Here is a 21200-nt window from a genome sequence, read left to right on the forward strand (position 1 = left end):
ATGTTTAGCAAAATAATTCACAGGCCGGTACTCTCCATTGTACTATCGGTCATCATTGTTTTTGTGGGGATGCTGGCCATTAAGCAGCTGCCTATTTCGCAGTTCCCGCAAATTGCCCCCACTACCATCAGTGTAACGCTGGCGTATCCCGGTGCCAGCGCTGATGTGCTCGTAAAATCGTCGCTGATCACCCTCGAAAACGCCATTAACGGGGTGCAGGGCATGCGATACATGGCCACCGACGCCACGAGTGCCGGCGAGGCTACCATTAACGTGGTTTTTGAACCCGGAACAAATCCCAATGAAGCCATGGTACTGGTCAAAAACCGGGTAGACCAGGCCATGACCATGCTTCCGAAGCTGGTTCAGAACGAAGGCGTTATTGTTATGCCTATCCAGCCCAGCATGCTGATGTACGTAAACCTCTACAGCACCAACGAAAGCATGGATGAGAAGTTTCTGCACAATTATGCAGCGGTAAACATGATTCCCAAGATCAGCCGTATCAAGGGTATCGCCAAGGCCGATATCCTGGGTACACGCCGGTATGCCATGCGTATCTGGCTTAACCCTGACCGCATGCGGGCCTACAACATTTCGGGCGAAGAAGTCATGGAAGCCCTGTCTGAGCAGAGTATCATAGGCCGGCCGGGGCGTCTGGGGCAAAGCTCGGGTATCCAGGCCCAGTCGCTGGAATATGTGCTCACCTACAAAGGGCAATACAACGAACCCAAAGAATACGAAAACGTTATTGTGCGGGCCAAGCCTGACGGTGAAACCGTGCTCCTGAAAGACATTGCCAAAGTAGATCTGGGTACCGAGTTTACCGATATCTACTCCAACCTCGACGGGCATCCGGCGTCGTCTATCATGCTCAAGCAAACCTACGGCAGCAATGCCAACGACGTTATCGCCGAGGTAAAAGGCGAGCTGGCCAAAATGAAGCAGTCTTTCCCGCCGGGCGTAGATTATAAAATCAGCTATGACGTATCGCAGTTCCTGGATGCTTCTATTGAACAGGTAATTCATACCCTGCGTGACGCCTTCATCCTGGTAGCTGCGGTGGTGTTCCTGTTCCTGGGCGACTGGCGGTCTACCCTAATTCCTATCCTGGCCGTTCCGGTATCACTCATCGGGGCGTTTTTCGTGATCCAGATGTTCGGGATGTCTATTAACCTTGTAACACTCTTCGCCCTGGTTTTATCGATCGGTATTGTGGTAGATGATGCCATTGTGGTGGTAGAGGCCGTTCATGCCAAGATGGCCGAAGAACGGCTGACTCCCTATAAAGCCGTAAAAGTGGTTATGGAAGAGATCGGGGGGGCTATTGTGGCCATTACACTGGTAAAAATAGCCGTATTTCTCCCTATTTCGTTTATGACAGGCCCGGTAGGTACCTTCTACCGCCAGTTTTCCATTACCATGGCCAGCTCCAACATCATTTCGGCAGTGGTAGCCCTTACCCTTACCCCCGTGCTGTCAGCCATGATGTTTAAAAATCATCACGAGAAAAAAGAAAGCTTCTTTTCCCGCTTTATAGACAGCTTCAATGTGCTTTTTGGCCGGCTTACAGACCGCTATACCGACCTGTTGAAGAAAATAGTCAACCGGAAGTCTGTGACCTGGGCGATATTGCTGATCTTCTGCGCCGGAATTTTTGTTCAGAACAAATTTCTTCCGGGCGGGTTTATTCCGGGCGAAGACCAGGGAACCATTTATGCGATCATCCAGACGCCTCCCGGCTCTACGCTGGAAAAAACCAACCAGATATCCCGTGAGCTTCAGAAAATATGCGAAAAAGTAGACGGGGTAGAGTCTGTAACCTCACTGGCCGGGTTTGAGATCATGACCGAGGGCCGGGGTTCTAATGCCGGAACCTGTCTTATTAACCTGAAGAACTGGTCACAAAGGCACAAATCGGTTAACGAGATCATGGCAGAGCTGGAAGAAAAATCCAAAAATATGCCGGCCACCATCGAATATTTTGAACCGCCGGCCATACCGGGCTTCGGTTCTTCGGGCGGGTTCTCCCTGCGGCTACTGGACGAAAACGCCTCTACCGATTACCATGACTTTGATAAAGTCAACAAAGAATTCATCGATAACCTGAGCAAACGGAAAGAGCTGACCGGTATTTTCAGCTTCTTCGCCGCCAACTACCCCCAGTATGAGCTGGTTTTCGACAGCAAGGCTGCCATGCAAAAAGGAGTTTCCATAGGCCGGGCCATGGAAAACCTCAACCTCCTCATCGGTAGTAACTATGACCAGGGATTCATCCGGTTCGGGCAGTTTTTCAAGGTATATGTGCAGTCAGGGCCTGAGTTCAGGCGTTTCCCGACCGACCTGCTGAACCTGTATGTAAAAAATGACCGCGACGAAATGGTTCCTTATTCGGCCTTTATGTCACTGAAGAAAACGCAGGGACCGAATGAAATCACCCGGTACAACATGTATAACTCCGCTTCCATCCGGGGGCTTCCGGCCGACGGCTATACCACTGCCGATGCCATTGCCGCCATCAAAGAAACGGCCGTCAAAACCCTGCCTTCCGGGTATGACATTGCCTGGGAGGGGCTCTCGTACGATGAAGCCCTGCGCGGCAATGAATCGATATACGTATTTGCCGTGGTGCTGATGTTTGTTTACATGGTTCTGGCCGCCCAATACGAGAGCTTTATCATACCTCTTGCTGTGGTTCTCTCGCTGCCGGTGGGTATTTTCGGCTCCTTTTTTATGCTTAAAGCCATGGGGCTGGCCAACGATATTTACGCACAGGTGGGTGTAATTATGCTGGTGGGTCTGCTCGGTAAAAACGCCGTGCTGATCGTAGAGTTTGCAGTGCAGAAGCGACAGGCCGGCTACAGTATCCTTGATGCCGCCATAGAAGGGGCCAAAGTGCGTTTCCGGCCCATCCTGATGACCTCTTTTGCCTTTGTGGCCGGCTTGGTTCCCTTAGTAATTTCTCACGGAGCAGGGGCCATCGGTAACCGCACCATCGGCTCATCGGCCATGGGAGGTATGCTTTCAGGAACCATTTTCGGAGTTATCATCATTCCGGGGCTGTATTATATTTTCGGCAAAATGGCCGATGGCAAAAAAATAATCCAGGACGAGCTGGAAGGACCTTTAACAGAACATTTGTTTGATAATGAATAAGATGAGAACCGTTAAATACGCCGTATTAAGCTGCGTATTTCTCAACATACTGGCTTGTAAAACGCCCGTTTTAACGCAGAAATCTGAAAATGTAAACCTGCCGGAAGCCTACCCGGAAGCCGGTTTGCCGGCACAAAATTCGGGAAAGCTGAAGTGGCAGGAATTTTTCAGAGACGAACACCTGCAGGCGTTGATAGACACCGCCCTGGTCAATAACCAGGAGCTCAACATCATGCTCCGCGAAATTGAGATTTCCAAAAATGAAATCCAGGCCCGGAAAGGAGAATACCTTCCGTTTGTGAACCTCAGAGGCGGAATGGGCCTCGACAAAGGTGCCCGTTATACTTCACAGGGCGCCCTGGAAGAGCATGCCGAAATGAAGCCCGGCAAAGAAATTCCCGACCCCATGCCCGACTTCATGGTGGGTGCTTTTGCCACCTGGGAGGTGGATATCTGGCATAAGCTCAGAAATGCCACGAAATCATCGGTAAAACGGTACCTGGCTACCACCGAAGGCAAAAATTTCATGGTTACTAACCTCGTAGCGGAAATTGCCAATTCGTATTATGAGCTGCTGGCGCTGGATAAGCAACTGGAAATTATCAATCAATACATTTCCATCCAGAACGACGCGCTTACCGTAGCCAGGCTTCTTAAAGCTTCCACCCGCTCCAATGAGCTGGCCGTAAAGCGTTTTGAAGCCCAGCTGCTGAAAACGGGGGCCATGCAGTACGAAGTGCAGCAGAAGATCGTGGAAGCCGAAAACCGGATCAACTTCCTGCTGGGAAGGTATCCGCAACATGTAGAACGCAGCTCGGGTGCTTTTGAAGACCTGACACCGGAAATAGTTCACCGGGGTCTGCCCGCCGAGCTGCTTCAAAACCGGCCGGACATCAGGCAGGCCGAGCTGGAGCTGGCCGCCAATAAGCTGGATGTGCTGGTTGCCAAAGCCCGTTTCTATCCTTCCCTGGGGTTGACCGCCGGGGTAGGCCTGCAGGCCTTTAACCCGGTTTACCTGGTAAAACCCCAGTCGATCCTGGCCAATATAGCAGGCGAAATGGTAGGCCCTTTAATTAACAAGCGCGCCATCACAGCCGAATATAACAACGCCAATGCCCGGCAGATCCAGTCGGTTTTTGATTACGAAAGAACCATCCTCAGCGCGTACATCGAAGTGGTGAACCAGGTTTCAAAAATCAAAAACCTGGATAGCACATACCAGCTGAAAGCGCAGGAAATGGACGCCCTCACGAAGTCGATCACCATCTCCAACAACCTCTTTAAAAATGCAAGGGCAGATTACCTGGAAGTGCTGCTTACTCAAAGAGAAGCGTTGGAAACCCGTTTTGAGCTCGTGGAAACCAAGATGCAGCAAATGACCGCCACGGTTAGCCTGTACAAGGCCCTGGGTGGCGGATGGGAATAAATTCCGGCAAATCTTAAATAATACAGGCCGCCTGATTCTTAAATCAGGCGGCTTTTTCTTTAACCCACTGGTGTAAAAATACATAAACACCAAAAAAATAATAATCAATTTTAATTTAATAAACACTGTTCATTATATTTGCATCGTTAATAATCTTGGGTAATGGGTATATCAGACAGAAAAGAAAGAGAAAAAGAAGAGATGAGAAGACGTATTCTGGAATCGGCCAAAAAGCTCTTCCTGGATCTGGGGTATGAAAAAACCTCTATCCGGGGGATCGCCGAAGACATTGAATACAGCCCGGCTACCATATATCTTTATTTTAAAGACAAAAATGAGTTGCTGTTTGCCCTGCACCAGGAGGCCTTTGTGGAGTTTGCCAAAACCTTTGAGAAGGTGGCGCACCTGGCAGACCCTTTTGAAAGACTGATCACCCTGGGGCGGGAGTACCTGGCGTTTGCTTTTGCAAACCCCGAGCTGTACGAGCTGATGTTCCTGCTGACAGCCCCCATGGAAACCCTGGAAATCCGGGAGGATGTGTGGGAAGACGGCAAAGGTGTGTATATGGCGCTCGAAGCGCTCATTGCCCAATGCCAGGCCGCAGGCCATTTTAAAGGAGCAGATGTTTCGGAATTATCCATGATGATCTGGGCCACCGTACACGGACTGGTAACCATTTACCTCCGGAAAAGATGTACCATGTTTGATGAAATTGAACGCGACACCCGGATACAGGGCGGGCTTGACAGCCTGATCCGGATGCTGGAAAAATATTAATCAGCTGTGAGCTTAGAGCTATGAGCCTTGAGCCTTATAACGGAGCGACAGGCGCTCTTCGCCGGGCGATGCTTCACTTTATTCATGGGGCATTGGTTAAAGCGCACAGCTAAAACTTATACGTATGAAAAAGCTATTACTCCTATTACTCACTGTTGGGTCCGCTCTTTCCGCTCACGCCCAATCGCAGATTCTGCAAACCTATCTTGAAGAAGGTATTGCCGGTAACTTAGCGTTAAAGCAGCAGAATTTAGAGATCGAAAAAGCTTTAAAAGGGATAGATATCGCCCGAACCAATTATTTCCCCCAGGTGAATTTCTCACCCAGCTACTCGGTAGCTTTCGGTGGCCGGAAAATACAGATCCCGATCGGAGACCTCCTGAACCCCGTTTACAGCACGTTGAATAAGCTGACCGACAGCGATGCCTTTCCGCAGGTGGAAAACGCCAGCGAACAGCTGGCCCCTATGAATTTCCATGATACCAAGCTGGAAATCAAAGTACCTCTCTTCAATACCGACATCCGTTATAATGTGGCCCTCCAAAAAGACCTGCTGGTTACGGAGGAAGCCAAAAGAAAATTCCTGGAATACGAGCTCCGCCATGCCATGGAGGCCGCCTATTACCAATATCTCCAGAGCCTGGAGGCTGTTCAGATCTACGAAAATTCCGAAAAATTACTGGAGAGCTACCTCCGCCTGAACCAAACACTGGTACAGCACGAAGAAGCCCTGAAAGACATACTGCTTTCTTCTGAATATGAGCTAAGCAAAGTACAGCAGGAAAAGGCAGTGGCAGAGAAAAACACCCGGCTGGCACAGGCGTATTTTAATTTTTTACTCAACAGGAAGCTGGAAGAGCCCGTTCTGGCCGATACCGCATTCTTTCATTCACTTCCTCCTAAGTTGTCGTTGGAAGAATATACCGAAACGGCCTTCCGCAACCGGCCGGAATTTGAACAATTGAACGCCGGGCTTAAAACCACGCAGACCCTCCTCCGTATGCAGGAGAAAAACGCGGTTCTCCCCCAGGTTTTCATGGGTGCCAACACCGGTTTCCAGGGATTTGGGTACACTTTCAGAGACCAGGCCTACATGGTCGGGCAGATAGGACTGAACTGGCCGATCTTCCATGCCGGTGAAAAGAAAATAAAAATACAGCAGACCCGGATTTCCGGCGAGATCCTGCGCACGAAAACCGAAGAGGCCAAAAAACAGGTGGAAATGCAGGTTTACCGCAGCTTCCATGAGCTGGAAACCGCCCTGTCGGCGCTGGGGAGCAAAGAGCGCGACCTGGCCAGAACCGAAAAAATCTTCCAGCTGGTCAACAGCCGCTACAAAAACGGAGCGGCAATTCCGCTGGAAGTACACAAAGCCCAAAACGACCGGCTGATTGCCCAGCTTTCTCATTCACTGGGAAAGCTGGAGGTATGGTTAAAATATGCAGAACTGAAAAAAGGCGCGGGATGGTAGTGGAAAGTGCCAGGCAAAGAATGGCCATACGTGGATGCAGATAGCCTACTTTGAATCAGCCCCGTTCCAAAGGGACATAACCTAAATAGCCCCTGGACGAAGTCCGGGGCCGTATGTACGAATTTATTAAACGAGAATATTGATTTTAATTTTTACATCCATGAAAAGGATAATTGTAGTATTGGCGGTGATAGCCGGCGCTTGCAGCTCCGGGAAGGAAAACGCCAAAGCAACCACCGAAAAGCCGGCCCCGGCCGTGAAGACGGTCACCGTGGAAAACCATACTTTTCACGAAACCGTGAGCTCTTCAGGCATGCTTACTTCCAAATCCGAGATCAAGCTGGCCTTTAAAACGGGCGGAATGATCCGGAAGTCATATGTCAGCGAAGGGCAGTACGTAAAAGCCGGGCAGCTGCTGGCCGAGCTCGACCTCTCAGAAATTGACGCCCAGGTAAACCAGGCCAGAATCGGCTATGAAAAGGCTAAGCGCGATCATGACCGGGCCGAAAAGCTGTACCGCGAAGAAGCCGCCACGCTTACCGTGCTCAACGATGCCAAAAGCGGGCTGGAGATCGCTACACAAACCCTGGATGCTGTACAATTCAACCAGAAGCTTTCGCGGATTTATGCCCCGGTTTCGGGCCGTATCCTGATGAAGCTGGCCGAGCAGGGAGAGCTGATCGGGCCGTTCGCCCCCATGTTTATCCTGGGTACAGGTGAACAGGCTTATGTGGTCAATGCAGGCCTGACCGACCGCGACATCGTAAAAGTTGCTTTAGGCGACCGCGCCGAAGTCACCCTTGATGCTTATCCCGGCGAGACCTTTGAAGGCCGGGTTACCCAGATTGCCCAGATGATTACGCCGGCTACCGGCACCTATGCCGTGGAAGTAGAAATGGCCCCTAACGGCAAAAGACTCATTTCAGGATTTGTAGCGCGCATGTCGGTTCATACCCAAAAATCAGCCTCTACCCTGGCCATTCCTGTTGAAGCGCTGGTCAATGCACAGGGCAATCAGGCAGACGTTTACATTTATTCAGGAGGAAAAGCACTCAAAAGACAGGTTTCAATCGGGAAAGTATACGATACGTACGTAGCGGTTTCTTCGGGTTTACAAGCAGGGGATATCGTTATTACCACCGGCAGCGGATTTGTTTCAGACGGAGACCCGGTAACCATCAATAAGCCATGAAAATCACGGAATTCTCAGTAAAGAACCACCAGTTCACCATTATCATTTTTATCATGATCATGGCGCTGGGCATTACCTCGCTGCTGAACATGCCCAAGGCCGAAGACCCGGCCATGCGGGCCACGTTTAACTCCATTGTGGTGGTGTATCCCGGCACCAGCCCGGAAGACATGGAAGAGCTGGTGGTAGACCCTATTGAAGATAAGGTATCTTCACTGGGAGAGATAAAAAAAGTGGTTTCCTATGCCGCTGACGGTGTAGCCAGCATTGTAGTAGAGTTCGATTTCCGGGCCGATGAGAAAGAGAAAAACAACGAGGTGCTGCGCGAAATCAATGCCTTGCGTACCAAGCTTCCGCAGGATATCTATTCTATTGATGTGATAAAATCCACCCCGGAAACTGTCAATATCATCCAGTGTGCGCTGCTTTCCGAGTCGGCTTCCTACTATGACCTGAATCAACAGGCCGAAGCCCTGAAAGACAAGCTTAAAAAGGTCAGGGGAATCAAAGATATCGATATTCATGCGGTTCCGGCCCGGCAGGTACGGATCGACCTCAATACCGATCGCATGGCCGGCTTTAAAATCCCGCTTTCCCGTCTGATGTCGATCATCCCGTCTGAAAACATGAATATCCCGGCCGGGGCCATCGAGATCGGCAACCGGAGAATCAACGTAAAAACGTCAGGTTCATACGGTTCCCTTGACGAGATCCGGAATACGGTGGTCAGCTCATCAGGTCAGAATATCACCTACCTGAAAGACATTGCCGAAGTATACTACGACTACGAAGAAAACAACTACCTGGCCCGTTTGAACGGTAAACGGGGGATTTTCCTGACAGCCAGCCAGAAATACGGCACCAACATTTTTGAAATCGACGCCAAAATCAGCCCGATCATTGCGTCTTTCTCTGAAACCCTGCCGCCCCACATCACGCTCGAAAAAAGCTTTGACCAGGCCAGGAGCGTGTCTAAACGGCTGCTGGGACTTGCCCGCGACTTTGGCATAGCCATTTTCCTGGTGCTGATCACCCTTATTCCACTGGGCATCCGGGCCTCACTGATCGTTATGATCTCTATTCCTTTGTCGCTCGCCATTGGCCTGGCCGGGATAGATCTCATGGGTTATTCCATTAACCAGCTCTCGGTGGTAGGGCTGATCATCTCGCTGGGCCTGCTGGTTGATGACTCTATTGTGGTGGTGGAAAACATTTCGCGATACCTGCGCGAAGGGTATTCCAGGAAGGACGCTGCCATAGAAGGCACCAAACAGATCTCCATGGCCGTGCTGGGGTGTACGGCTACGCTGATCCTGGCTTTCCTGCCGCTTACCTTTTTACCGGAAGCCTCCGGCGATTTCATCCGGAGTCTGCCCATGGCCGTGATCACGACCGTGCTGGCCTCGCTGTTTGTCTCCCTCACCATTGTGCCTTTCCTGGCGAGCCTGCTTATGCCAAGAGAAGAGAAAGAGCACGGCAATATCGTATTGCAGTATATGAACAGGGCCATTGACGGCTCCTACCAGAAGATCCTGCACTGGTCACTGCTGAACCCCTTCAAAACCCTGGCCGTAGCGGTAGTGATGTTTACAGGCAGCGTGCTGCTGATCCGGGTCATCGGCATAACGGTATTTCCGAAGTCTGAAAAACCGCAATTCCTGATCAATATTGAAACCCCGCTGGGCACTTCTCTTTCCGAGACCGATGCGGCGGTACGCTATACCGAAGGGTTGCTTTCTCAAAGCGAGCTGGTCAGGAACTATGCCTCCAATACCGGGAAAGACAACCCCCGGATCTATTACAACATTATTCCGCGCGGAGGCACCTCCACAAATTTCGCGCAGATTTTTGTACAACTCCGCGAGGGTACGGAAGTTCCTGAACGTACAGCCTACATCAATGAATTGCGGGATAAGCTGGACCGGTATCCCGGTGCCCGGATCAAAGCCCTCGAGTTTGAGCAGGGAGCCCCGGTAGAAGCGCCGCTCACCATACGGGTCTTCGGGGAGAACCTCGACTCGCTGAAAATACTGGCCGACCGGGTAGAGAAGCTCTATAAAGATACCGAAGGCACCATTTATGTCAATAATCCTATCAGCAACAAGTCTACCGATCTGCGGATCAAAGTAAACACAGATAAGGCCGGCCTGCTGGGAATTCCCACGGTAGAAATCGACCGGCACATCCGGATGGCCATTTCCGGTTTCCCGCTGGGAAATTTCAGGGACGAAAACGGCGAAAACAACGAGATCGTGCTATCGCTGCCACGGGGAAAAACCGTAAGCGCCGATGTGTTTGACCGGATCTACATTCCTTCGGCCAACGGGGCGCAGATTCCTTTAAGCCAGCTGGCCACCATAGCGTTTGAGAGCTCGGCCAACCGGATACAGCATTATAACCAGGAACGGTATACTTCGGTATCTTCTTTCGTTAAAGAAGGCTATACCACCGCAGAAACCCTGAACCGGTTCAACGAAAAGCTATCGCAGATGAAATTCCCGGCGGGTTACAGCTACGAGCTGGCGGGTGAGGAAGAACAAAAGGCCCAGACCTTCGGCGGGCTGGGCACCATCATCATCATCACTATTTTCGGTATCCTGGCGGTGCTGATCCTTGAATTCAGAACCTTCAAATCTTCTTTTATTGTTTTATCGGTTATTCCGCTCGGAGTAATCGGTGCGGTGGGTATTTTATTCCTGACCGGCAATACGATGTCGTTTACGGCCGTGGTAGGGATCATCGCCCTGGCAGGCATAGAAGTAAAAAATTCTATCCTGCTGGTCGACTATACCAATTACCTGCGTAAAGAAGAAAACCTGAGCATTGACGAAGCCATAGAAAAAGCCGGAAAAACGCGATTTATTCCGATTGTTCTGACCACTTTGACGGCTATAGGCGGGCTTATGCCCCTGGTGCTGGAGCACTCACCACTGTATTCACCTCTTGCCCTGGTGATTATCGGCGGACTGATCTCTTCGCTTGTGCTGACGCGGATTGTAACACCGGTGATGTATAAACTGCTACCGCCTAAAGTGTAATCCTTTTACGCTTACGCTGTGTTCTTTTCTTTGTGTTCTTTGTGCAAATTTAATATTTCACAAAGAGCACAACGTTTTTTCTGGCAAGTTTTTATATTTACAGATAATTCATTCCTGATTAATTATGAGCGATACCCGTAATCTGTTGAAAAAAGCAATTTTCGCTTTACCCCTGCTGGTTACCTGTGCACCTGCTGAAAACACCTTGCCCAAACCGGTGGAGTATACCTTTAGCAAGACGCCGTCGTGGTCAGATGAATTTAACGGAGAAGGCCTCCCGGATCCTTCCAGATGGAGCTACGACGTGGGTTCACCGTATAACGGCTGGGGAAATAACGAGCTGCAATATTATACCGAAGCCCGTAAAGAAAATGCGTATGTTTCCAACGGAACGCTGAAGATCACGGCTCGCAAAGAAAAAATGGATGGCCTGGAATATACCTCTGCACGGCTGGTCAGCAAAGGCAAGGCCGATTTCCTGTACGGCCGGTTTGAGGTGAGAGCCAAAGTACCGGCCGGCCGCGGAACCTGGCCTGCGGTATGGATGCTCCCTACCGAATGGGCCTATGGCGACTGGCCCAATTCCGGGGAGATCGACATCCTGGAACATGTTGGATACGATCCCGATGTGGTGCATATCAGCACGCATACCAAAGATTATCACCACTCCATCGGCACCCAGAAAACCGCCAAAAAGAAAATTGAGAACGCTACCACCGAATTCCAGCTCTACCGGGTAGACTGGACGCCTGATTACATCCGGGGCTATGTCAATGATGAACAGATCTTCAGCTTTGCCAATGAAAAGCGGGATTTTAAATCCTGGCCCTTTGACAAGAAATTTCACTGGCTGATCAACCTGGCCGTAGGCGGCAACTGGGGCGGCCAGCAGGGCGTAGATGAGCAGGCTTTCCCTGCCCTGTTCGAGGTAGATTACGTAAGGGTATACGACCTGGTTAAGCCCTGATTTTCCTGTAGAAAGCCGGTTTAAAGAAAATTCGATATCTTTGGCGGATTATTGTTTCAATTATGCAACGGCAACTTCAGGACAAAACAATCTGGTATAAAATAATTCTCGGCCTTTCATGGCTGCTGATCCTGGCGTTGGCCGTGGTGAATAACGGCTATGCCAATGACGACCACTTTACCGTGATTGAGCTGATTGCCCGGTTCGGTATCCTGCCGAAATCTACCCAATGCTGGCAGTGTTACCACCCGAAACTGTACCATTTCCTGGTTGCGCAGACCTGGAACCTATTGGGCATCACCACCCCCTATTACCAGCACGTTTCGGCACAGCTTTTCAGCGCGCTGGCCGGTTGTACTACCGTGTATCTTTTTCTCCGGTTTATCCGCCCGCTTCATTTTCCTGAAACGCTGAAGATCTTTGTTTTTGCTTTTTTTGCATTAAACCCGCGCTTCATTGCTATTTCAGGACAGGCCACTAACGATGCCCTGATTATCCTGCTCGGAACGGTTAACCTTTTTGCTATTCTTAAGCTGTTTAAGCGCCCGTCATTAAAATATGCCGTGTTGGTTATCGGCTCACTGGTACTGGGATCCATGGCCAAGCTTAACTTCGGCGTATTCTTCATTGCGTCGCTTATCGTACTGGTGGTTCTTTCTGTTCTTCATAAAAATTACAGCCTGTCGCTCCGGAAAGGATACCTCGGAACCGCCCTGCTCGGGCTGCTGTTCAGCGCCTGCACATTTCTTTTCTTCAACGGGTACGTGCGTGACTACCGGGAAACCGGCAAGCTCTTTACCTACAACACGCCAACCTACGAGCTGCCCCACCTCTATCACCTGGATATGGTTTACATACCGGGTATTCGTTCCATTTATTCCGGTTTTTTCAAATTTCATTACTTTGATCTTATCCGGAACCCGCATGTGTCTTATAGCGGCCAGTTCCGGTTTAAGCATGTCCATTCCCATTTTTCGCAGGTGTACGCCCGGTATTATTTCCTGGGGTTTGACAACTGGCCGCCGCAGTGGCGAACCGACAACGGCATGGTCACCGCCATAGGCCGCATTTCGCTCGCCGTAGGCATTATTCCAACATTTATCCTGTTCACGGGGCTTTTCCTGCTGCTCCGGAATCTCTTTAAAAATCCCCTGAAATCGGATGAGTCCTGGATCTACCTCCTTTATATCGCCGGGTTTCTCGGGTTCTCCGTACTTTTCTCCCTTATAGGCCGGACCTTCGTGTTCATGAAGGCCATTTATATTTTCCCCGGCCTGCTGGCCACCATCGTGCCTTTCCTGCTGGGAAACCAGGCCGTCATGAAACGGAAAGCCGTGAGAACAGCCCTGTATGCATTTTATATCGGTTTATTTGTGCTGTACCTGGTGCCGGTGGTTTACCTGATTGTACAGCTGGGCAATAGGTTATGATTCAGCTTTTTTCTTAGAATTTCTATGCCCGGTTCCCGACTCTATTTCTTCAGGTTCAGCAGCAGGTTCTGATCCGGCTTCCCCACAATAATCGTATTATTCGACCCATACGGGCTCACCCCTTTGGCTGCCCAGGTGCGCTCAGTCTCTGCCCGGTACAGCTCAAGCATCTTGGGCTGGGAGAGCGCTTCTTTGGTTTTCGCTTCGAGCAACGCCGCCTCATAGTCGCCCTGCGCCCGGGCCACCTTTTCCTTGTTCTCTGCCACGGCCCGTTTGGCCCTGTATTCAAACTCTTCTGCTTCCTGGATAGCCTTGGTTTTCCCTTCTATTGACTTCTGCAGCGACTCAGGCGGCAGGATATTGGTGCGCAGCTGCGTCACTTCAAAATATTTTCCTACCCGCTTATTGACCTCCAGCCCGATCTGCTGCTCAAAAGCCTCGCGGTGGTTGAAAATAGAATCAACCGCAAAACGGTTCGATACATCGTTCACTCCGCCTAAAATAGCGGTTTCCAGCCAGGTGGTTTCTACGGCTTTCAGTCCGCCCTGCTTAAAGGTCTGGCGCAATTCCACAAAAAGCTGGTTGGCGTTTTCCGGCTTCACCTTATAATTGAAGGTGGGCTTGATCTTGCAGCTGAAGCCGCCTTTGACAATCACGCCCAGCGTTTCGTAGTGCACATTCTTCTGATCGGTTTCTATCTCGTATACCCGTTCAAAATATTTATTGTATATCTGGAATCCCGACACCAGCTTCACGGAACCTATGCCCCGGTTATCCCCGATCAGCGATTCTTTGAGCCCAACGGCTCCTGCATTGATCCGGATCAGGTCATACGGCTGAAAAAGAAGGATAAAAAACGCAATAACCGTACCCACAAGTAATTTATAGTTCACTTTAAGCCGCCGGCCGCCTTCCTGGTCATAAATCCACTCAAAAACTTTAAGCCGGGTAGCAAAATGAATAAACAGAACTGCCGTAAAAAGAAGTACAATAAGAAGAAAAGTAAACATACGCTATATGGGGTTTAAAATTAGTTTCCCGAAAATACACTATTCCGGGCAATATGCAAGCAGTTAGGGTTCAACGGTCATATAGCTGTACCGGTTAGAAAGAATTTAAATAAAGCCCAAACAAGACAAATGGACTTTTTTCGTTATTATTTGAACCGCACTCTTATTGAAGAAGTGTAATATTTACGTCAATTTTGGCGTATTGTTTTAAACAACCCTGGTAGTTATATGGCACAAAAGACGCTTTTCGACAAAGTTTGGGACAGTCACGTAATTAAGCACGTAGAAGACGGCCCTGATGTTCTGTTCATCGACCGTCACTTTATCCACGAGGTGACCAGCCCCGTGGCGTTTCTCGGACTGGAAAACAGAGGAATCGGTGTAATGTATCCGCAACGGACATTTGCCACCGCCGATCACAACACTCCTACCGTAAATCAGCATTTGCCTGTAGGCGATCCGCTTTCGGCCAATCAGCTGAAGGCCCTGGAAAACAACACGGCCAAATACGGAATTTCGCATTGGGGCCTCGGGCACAACAAAAACGGAATTGTACACGTAGTAGGGCCGGAAAACGGCATCACCCTGCCGGGAATGACCATTGTATGCGGTGATTCCCATACCTCCACCCACGGTGCATTCGGCTGTATTGCTTTTGGTATCGGTACATCAGAAGTGGAAATGGTGCTGGCATCACAATGCATCATGCAGCCGAAGCCTAAAAAAATGCGCATTACCATTAACGGTAAACTGGGCCGGGGCGTTACGCCCAAAGACGTGGTGCTCTATATCATTTCCCAGATCTCGGCCTCAGGCGCTACCGGCTATTTTGCCGAATACGCCGGCGAGGTTTTTGAAAACATGAGCATGGAAGGCCGGATGACCGTATGCAACATGTCGATTGAAATGGGCGCCCGAGGCGGTATGATTGCTCCTGACGAAACCACTTTCAACTGGCTGAAAGGCCGGGAAAAGGCCCCTAAAGGTACCGAGTGGGATAATTATGTGGAGCAATGGAAGCAGTTAAAGACCGATGAAGACGCAGCATTTGACCTGGAGCTGAACTACCGGGCCGAAGACATTGAACCGCAGATCACTTACGGCACCAACCCGGGCATGGGTATAGGAATAACAAGAAGCATCCCGGATGCTTCAGAAGTGAAAGATGGCGAAGCCAGCTATAAAAAATCATTGAACTACATGGGCTTCAACGAAGGCGAAAGCATGCTGGGCAAGGAAGTAGACTATGTTTTCCTGGGAAGCTGCACCAATGGACGTATTGAAGATTTCCGGGCGTTTGCTTCTATTGTCAAAGGCCGCAAAAAAGCAGACCATATCACGGCATGGCTGGTACCCGGCTCTCATATTGTGGAAAAACAGATTCACGAGGAAGGCATATACAGCATTCTTACAGAAGCCGGGTTTGAGCTTCGTCAACCGGGATGTTCTGCCTGCCTGGCCATGAACGATGACAAAATTCCTTCGGGGAAGCTGGCGGTATCTACCTCTAACCGGAATTTTGAGGGTCGCCAGGGACCGAATGCAAGAACCCTGCTGGCCTCTCCCCTGGTGGCAGCTGCAGCAGCGGTATCGGGTGTAGTGACAGATCCCCGGGAGCTGCTCCGGGATTAACGCTTCCCGACCATTAGTTTTTCACTTTTAACTATTCACTTAAAAAGATGGCCTACGACAGTTTTAACATATTAACCTCTTCCTGTGTGCCGCTTCCGCTGGAAAACGTAGACACAGACCAGATTATACCCGCACGTTTCCTGAAAGCCACCAAGCGGGAAGGATTCGGCGACAACCTTTTCCGTGACTGGAGATACAACAGCGACAATACCCCGAAAGAAGATTTTGTTCTGAACAATCCTACATATTCGGGTAAGATCCTGGTAGCCGGCAGAAACTTCGGATCGGGCTCAAGCCGTGAGCATGCGGCCTGGGCCATTTACGACTACGGCTTCCGCTGCGTGATCTCCAGCTTCTTTGCCGATATTTTTAAAGGAAATTCACTGAACATCGGTATCCTGCCGGTAACAGTCAGCCCTGAATTCCTGGACAGGATCTTCAAAGCCATAGAAGCTGACCCTGCCACCCAAGTGGAGGTGAACCTCCCTGAGCAAAAGGTAACCCTGCTGGCCACCGGCGAAAGCGAAAGCTTCCAGATCAACGGGTACAAGAAAAATAACCTGCTGAACGGTTATGACGATATCGATTACCTGTTATCGCTTAAAGAAGAGATCGGCATTTTTGAAAAAACACGCATTTAACGGTGAGAAAAATAGAAGTAATGGACACGACGCTCCGCGACGGCGAGCAAACGAGCGGCGTGTCTTTCTCCGCTTCCGAAAAATTATCCATAGCCAAGCTTCTCCTGCAGGATGTAAAAGCAGACCGCCTGGAAGTGGCCTCAGCACGGGTTTCTGAAGGAGAGCTCCGCGCCGTGCAGGCCATTACCGCCTGGGCACAGGAAAACGGCTTCCTGGATAAAATAGAAGTGTTGACCTTTGTAGACGGCCTGGCCTCTATTCAATGGATGGAAGAAGCAGGCGCCCGGGTCATGAACCTGCTGACCAAAGGTTCGCTGAACCACCTCACCCACCAGCTGGGGAAGACACCGGAGCAGCATTTTGAAGATATTGCTTTTGTGATCTCGGAAGCACAAAAAAGGCAGATAGCCGTAAACGTGTACCTCGAAGACTGGAGCAACGGCATGCGCAGCTCCCGCGATTACGTCTTTGATTTTCTCGATTTCCTGGCACAGCAACCTGTCAAGCGTATCCTCTTACCGGATACTTTGGGAATACTGACGCCCGATGAAACCTTTTCGTATGTACGGGAGATCGTCAGCCGCTATCCCCGGATACACTTTGACTTTCACGGGCACAACGATTACGACCTGGCCACCGCCAATGTGCTGAATGCGCTGAAAGCCGGGATCCACGGTATTCACCTCACCGTTAACGGGCTGGGAGAACGTACCGGAAACGCCCCCCTGGCCAGTGTGGTAGCCGTCATCAATGACTTCCTGCCCGAGGTGACCACCTCTGTTGTGGAGGAATCCCTGTATTCTATTTCGAGGATCGTAGAGAGCTTTTCGGGAATCCGGATCGCCGAAAACAGGCCCATTGTAGGTGAAAATGTCTTTACCCAGACCGCCGGGGTGCATGCTGACGGCGACAAGAAGAAAAACCTGTATGTCAGCGATCTTAACCCCGAGCGTTTCGGCCGTAAAACATCGTATGCGCTGGGGAAAACCTCCGGGAAAGCCAATATTGAAAAGAACCTGCAGGAGTTGGGAATTAAGCTCAACGATGAAGACCTGAAGAAAGTAACGGCGAAGATCATTGCCCTGGGCGACCGCAAAGAAACCGTAACCAAAGAAGACCTGCCCTATATCATCTCTGATGTACTGGACAGGAACACCATTACGGAGAATGTGAAGATCCTGAATTATGTGCTGACTCACTCGCGCGGACTTCAGCCCTCAGCCACCCTGCAGATCCAGGTAGCCGGGGAAGTTTTTGAGCAGAATGCCCAGGGTGACGGACAGTACGATGCCTTCATGAATGCCCTTAAAAAGGCGCTCCGCAAAAAGGGAATCGACCTGCCCGCACTTCTTGACTATTTGGTACGGATACCGCCCGGCGGAAAAACAGATGCCCTTTGTGAAACCATTATCACGTGGGACATTAACGGCAAAAGCACCAAAACCCGTGGTCTCGACTCTGATCAGACCGTATCGGCAATAGAGGCTACGCAAAAGATGCTGAACCTGATCCATATAGGATAGTGCCGGGTAGATAGTGGCCAGCCCCGAAGGGGCGCAATACCCTAACCCGGGGCAAAGCCCCGGGGAGTAGCAAAGCAATAACCAAAAAACATAACCAAAAAATGAAAAAACATATACTGGTAGTACCGGGCGATGGAATCGGCCAGGAAGTGACCCGGGTAGGAAAAAAGGCACTGGAAAAGATCGCCGGGAAATACGGCCATGAGTTCACCTATGATGAAGCGCTGATCGGTCACGTGGCCATTGAAGCTACCGGCGATCCGCTTCCCGAAGAAACACTGATCAAAATGCGGGCCTCTGACGCCATCCTTTTCGGAGCCGTGGGCCATGCCAAGTACGATAACGACCCGAATGCCAAAGTACGGCCGGAGCAGGGCCTTTTAAAGATGCGTAAAGAGCTCGGACTCTTCGCTAATTTACGCCCGATCAAGTTATTTGACGAACTTTTGAGCTCATCCAGCATCAAGCCTGAAATTCTGAAAGGATCAGACATTCTCTTCTTCAGAGAGCTGACCGGCGATGTATATTTCGGGGAAAAGAAGCGCACTGACGACTCAGCCTCTGACCTGATGATCTACCACAAATACGAGGTGGAAAGAATAGCCCGTAAGGCTTTTGATGCCGCCATGACCCGCGGTAAAAAGCTTATGTCTGTCGATAAGGCCAACGTGCTGGAGTCGAGCAGGCTCTGGCGGGAGGTGATCCAGGAAGTGGCAAAAGACTACCCGGAAGTAACCGTAGAACACCAGTTCATTGATGCCGCAGCCATGCTATTGATCAAAGATCCCCGGCGCTTTGACGTAGTGGTTCTGGGCAACCTGTTCGGCGATATTCTTACGGATGAGGCTTCGCAGATAGCCGGTTCAATGGGTATGTTGGCCTCTGCCTCTGTAGGAGAAAGCACCGGCGTTTACGAACCGATCCACGGATCAGCTCACGATATCACCGGGAAAAACCTGGCCAACCCCATGGCCTCCGTGCTTTCAGCAGCGTTATTACTGGATATTTCTTTCGGCCTGAAAGAAGAATCACAGGCGATAATCCGTGCCGTAGATGAGGTATTGAAAGCGGGCTTCCGTACCGGTGATATTGCAGATGAAAACACACCGGCCGGCAAAATTCTCGGAACCGTGGAAATAGGAGAAGAGATCCTGAAAAGGATATAAAATAAAAAGTCCGGCTTAAGAGCCGGACTTTTTCATCAATTGTTATCCAACAGCTCCAGCTTAAAGACCAGAGGCATAAAAACAGGCATTGTTCCGCCCCCGTTTTCACCGTAAGCTATTTTTGAAGGCAGAATAGCAATGGCCTTCTCTCCCTTCCGCATCAGCTTTACAGCTTCTGAAAATCCGGAAATGTATTGTGACAGAACCATATTGGTACCGGTTGACTCTTTCTGAAACTCGAAACCATTCACAAAATGCCCGGAGAATTTGACAGTTGCCGTTGTACCGGTAATCAGGCTGTCGGTAGTCACCACCGTTTTACTGATCATCAGCCCGGAGCTGGTCGTTTCAACGTTCGTGAGCTTATTCTTTTTAATGTACCACTGAATTTGCTGCGATTCACTCAGGCGGTCTATCACTTCGATGTCTACCATCAGGATAGCATTGTATTCCACACCACCGGGAGGATTGGTACCGTAACCCAGCGTGGAAGGAATCAGGAAGCGGCCTTTACCGCCCTTGCCCATAAATATGGTTGACCCCACTGACAGGCCCAGGATCTTCCCGGAATATCCGTTTTCATAGATCAAAACAGAATCGGTGGCTGCTTTTGTCTCTACTACCCGGTTTTCCAGGGTTCTGATCGTATAGGCTACCCAAACCGCTTCATTGTTGGTAAATTTGTTAATGGTATCGCCTTTGGTTTCGATCATGGAATAAATCGGGAAGTAATTCCCGTTGGCATCGTATAACACCTCTTTCTTCGCTGTCAACCCGTTAGACGCTACATACTCGTCCATGATTTTTTCCTGCTCTTTTCCCAGCATCGTGGTTTCAGAGTCTACAGGATCTTTTAAACACGAGGTCAACCCTACTGCTGCAACAACCGCTAATAAACTTTTTCTTATCATTTTAACTTACTTTTTTACCACATCAACCACTTCTATGTCAAAGACAAGCGGAGTGTTAGGCGCGATAGGGCCTGCACCCTGTTCGCCATATCCCAGGGCAGAAGGAATAATAATCGTACTCTTTCCGCCTTTTTTCATAGTCTTTAACGCAATTTCCCATCCCGGTATTACACCATGGTCGCCAACTTTCACCGTTATGGTTTCATCGCCTTTCGAATAATCAAATTTTTCGCCGTTGGTAAATTTTCCTACGTATTTTACTTTTACCACGTCTCCGTCCTGTACCAGGTCACCTGAACCGGGCGCAGTTTGCACGTGATAAATATCTCCTTCGGCCATTTTCTGAGCGCCTTTCATATTTTTTGCCACGTATTCCTGTATCACCTTAGGCTCGTTGGCTTTACGCTCTTCCGCTTCTTTTTTGTAGTCATCCATGCTCTGGATCTGGTGCATCTTTACAATGAACCGGATGTCTGTCCCCACACCGATCTCCGGTGGCACGGGCTGACCCATCATTTTAAACAGGGTGTCTGCGCTAACCAATACGGTAGTGCTGTCTCCTTCCCCTATATGATACAGGGCATTTTCAAAAGAGCCCTTAAAATATCCTTTCTGAATAGGCACGGTAAACGGGGTTCCTTCTGCGTATGAATCTTTGATCACCGAGTCTGCCGCTGTTTTAATGACCAGGTCAAACTTGATAATATCTCCGTCTTTGGCCAGTTTTCCTGACTTTCCTTTTTCATGAACCTGTAGCCGGTCGCCGTCTTCCGTAGTGGTTACTTTATATTGGTTGCAGGAGATTATTCCTGCGGTAAGAAGTACCAGGGCCGATAATTTTAATTTCATTCTTTGATTGA

At 49.9% G+C, this 21200-nt stretch carries 15 protein-coding genes; 12 read left to right on the forward strand and 3 right to left on the reverse strand.

Annotation, left to right across the window (positions count from 1 at the left end):
- The 8 genes from AB2U10_RS09050 to AB2U10_RS09085 all read left to right on the forward strand — a co-directional run bounded on the left by AB2U10_RS09050 (position 1) and on the right by AB2U10_RS09085 (position 13457).
- Positions 1 to 3156, forward strand: a complete 3156-nt coding sequence (locus AB2U10_RS09050) for an efflux RND transporter permease subunit (protein ID WP_367913766.1) — start codon at positions 1 to 3, stop codon at positions 3154 to 3156.
- Positions 3149 to 4582, forward strand: coding sequence for a TolC family protein (locus tag AB2U10_RS09055; protein ID WP_367913767.1), 1434 nt, complete (start codon positions 3149 to 3151; stop codon positions 4580 to 4582). The genes AB2U10_RS09050 and AB2U10_RS09055 overlap by 8 nt, the downstream gene beginning before the upstream one ends.
- A gap of 201 nt (positions 4583 to 4783) precedes the next feature.
- Positions 4784 to 5359 carry a TetR/AcrR family transcriptional regulator gene (locus tag AB2U10_RS09060; protein ID WP_367913768.1) on the forward strand — a complete coding sequence of 192 codons (576 nt, stop codon included), beginning with the start codon at positions 4784 to 4786 and terminating at the stop codon, positions 5357 to 5359.
- A 124-nt stretch (positions 5360 to 5483) separates the two neighbouring features.
- Positions 5484 to 6830: a TolC family protein gene (locus AB2U10_RS09065; protein WP_367913769.1), complete on the forward strand. Its 1347-nt coding sequence runs from the start codon at positions 5484 to 5486 to the stop codon at positions 6828 to 6830.
- 160 nt (positions 6831 to 6990) lie between these two features.
- Positions 6991 to 8022 carry an efflux RND transporter periplasmic adaptor subunit gene (locus AB2U10_RS09070; RefSeq protein WP_367913770.1) on the forward strand — a complete coding sequence of 344 codons (1032 nt, stop codon included), beginning with the start codon at positions 6991 to 6993 and terminating at the stop codon, positions 8020 to 8022.
- Positions 8019 to 11060: an efflux RND transporter permease subunit gene (locus tag AB2U10_RS09075; RefSeq protein WP_367913771.1), complete on the forward strand. Its 3042-nt coding sequence runs from the start codon at positions 8019 to 8021 to the stop codon at positions 11058 to 11060. The genes AB2U10_RS09070 and AB2U10_RS09075 overlap by 4 nt, the downstream gene beginning before the upstream one ends.
- 145 nt (positions 11061 to 11205) lie before the next feature.
- Positions 11206 to 12027 carry a glycoside hydrolase family 16 protein gene (locus AB2U10_RS09080; protein ID WP_367913772.1) on the forward strand — a complete coding sequence of 274 codons (822 nt, stop codon included), beginning with the start codon at positions 11206 to 11208 and terminating at the stop codon, positions 12025 to 12027.
- A 62-nt stretch (positions 12028 to 12089) separates the two neighbouring features.
- Positions 12090 to 13457, forward strand: a complete 1368-nt coding sequence (locus AB2U10_RS09085) for a phospholipid carrier-dependent glycosyltransferase (RefSeq protein ID WP_367913773.1) — start codon at positions 12090 to 12092, stop codon at positions 13455 to 13457.
- A gap of 41 nt (positions 13458 to 13498) precedes the next feature.
- Here AB2U10_RS09085 and AB2U10_RS09090 read toward each other — a convergent pair whose 3' ends face one another.
- On the reverse strand, positions 13499 to 14467 hold the full coding sequence (locus AB2U10_RS09090) for an SPFH domain-containing protein (protein WP_367913774.1): 969 nt from the start codon (positions 14465 to 14467) through the stop codon (positions 13499 to 13501).
- A 228-nt stretch (positions 14468 to 14695) separates the two neighbouring features.
- Between AB2U10_RS09090 and leuC the strand changes: the two genes are divergently transcribed.
- The 4 genes from leuC to leuB all read left to right on the forward strand — a co-directional run bounded on the left by leuC (position 14696) and on the right by leuB (position 19429).
- A complete protein-coding gene (gene leuC, locus AB2U10_RS09095; RefSeq protein WP_367913775.1) occupies positions 14696 to 16099 on the forward strand; it encodes a 3-isopropylmalate dehydratase large subunit in 1404 nt (467 codons plus the stop codon).
- Between the two features lie 47 nt (positions 16100 to 16146).
- Complete coding sequence (gene leuD / locus AB2U10_RS09100; protein ID WP_367913776.1) at positions 16147 to 16740, forward strand: 3-isopropylmalate dehydratase small subunit; 594 nt, start codon at positions 16147 to 16149, stop codon at positions 16738 to 16740.
- A 20-nt stretch (positions 16741 to 16760) separates the two neighbouring features.
- The gene (locus tag AB2U10_RS09105) at positions 16761 to 18263 is read left to right on the forward strand and encodes a hydroxymethylglutaryl-CoA lyase-like TIM-barrel protein (RefSeq protein ID WP_367913777.1); all 1503 of its coding nucleotides are present in this window, start codon (positions 16761 to 16763) and stop codon (positions 18261 to 18263) included.
- Between the two features lie 101 nt (positions 18264 to 18364).
- A complete protein-coding gene (leuB, locus tag AB2U10_RS09110) occupies positions 18365 to 19429 on the forward strand; it encodes a 3-isopropylmalate dehydrogenase (RefSeq protein ID WP_367913778.1) in 1065 nt (354 codons plus the stop codon).
- Positions 19430 to 19464: 35 nt separating this feature from the next.
- Here leuB and AB2U10_RS09115 read toward each other — a convergent pair whose 3' ends face one another.
- Together AB2U10_RS09115 and AB2U10_RS09120 are read right to left on the reverse strand one after the other, a co-directional pair.
- Entirely contained in the window at positions 19465 to 20340 is an 876-nt protein-coding gene (locus AB2U10_RS09115; RefSeq protein WP_367913779.1) for an FKBP-type peptidyl-prolyl cis-trans isomerase, read from the reverse strand.
- 6 nt (positions 20341 to 20346) lie between these two features.
- Positions 20347 to 21189 (reverse strand): FKBP-type peptidyl-prolyl cis-trans isomerase, encoded by an 843-nt coding sequence (locus tag AB2U10_RS09120; protein ID WP_367913780.1) that lies wholly within the window; start codon positions 21187 to 21189, stop codon positions 20347 to 20349.
- Positions 21190 to 21200 lie beyond the last annotated feature (11 nt).

Source organism: Leadbetterella sp. DM7 (assembly GCF_040829825.2).
Taxonomy (GTDB): domain Bacteria; phylum Bacteroidota; class Bacteroidia; order Cytophagales; family Spirosomataceae; genus Leadbetterella.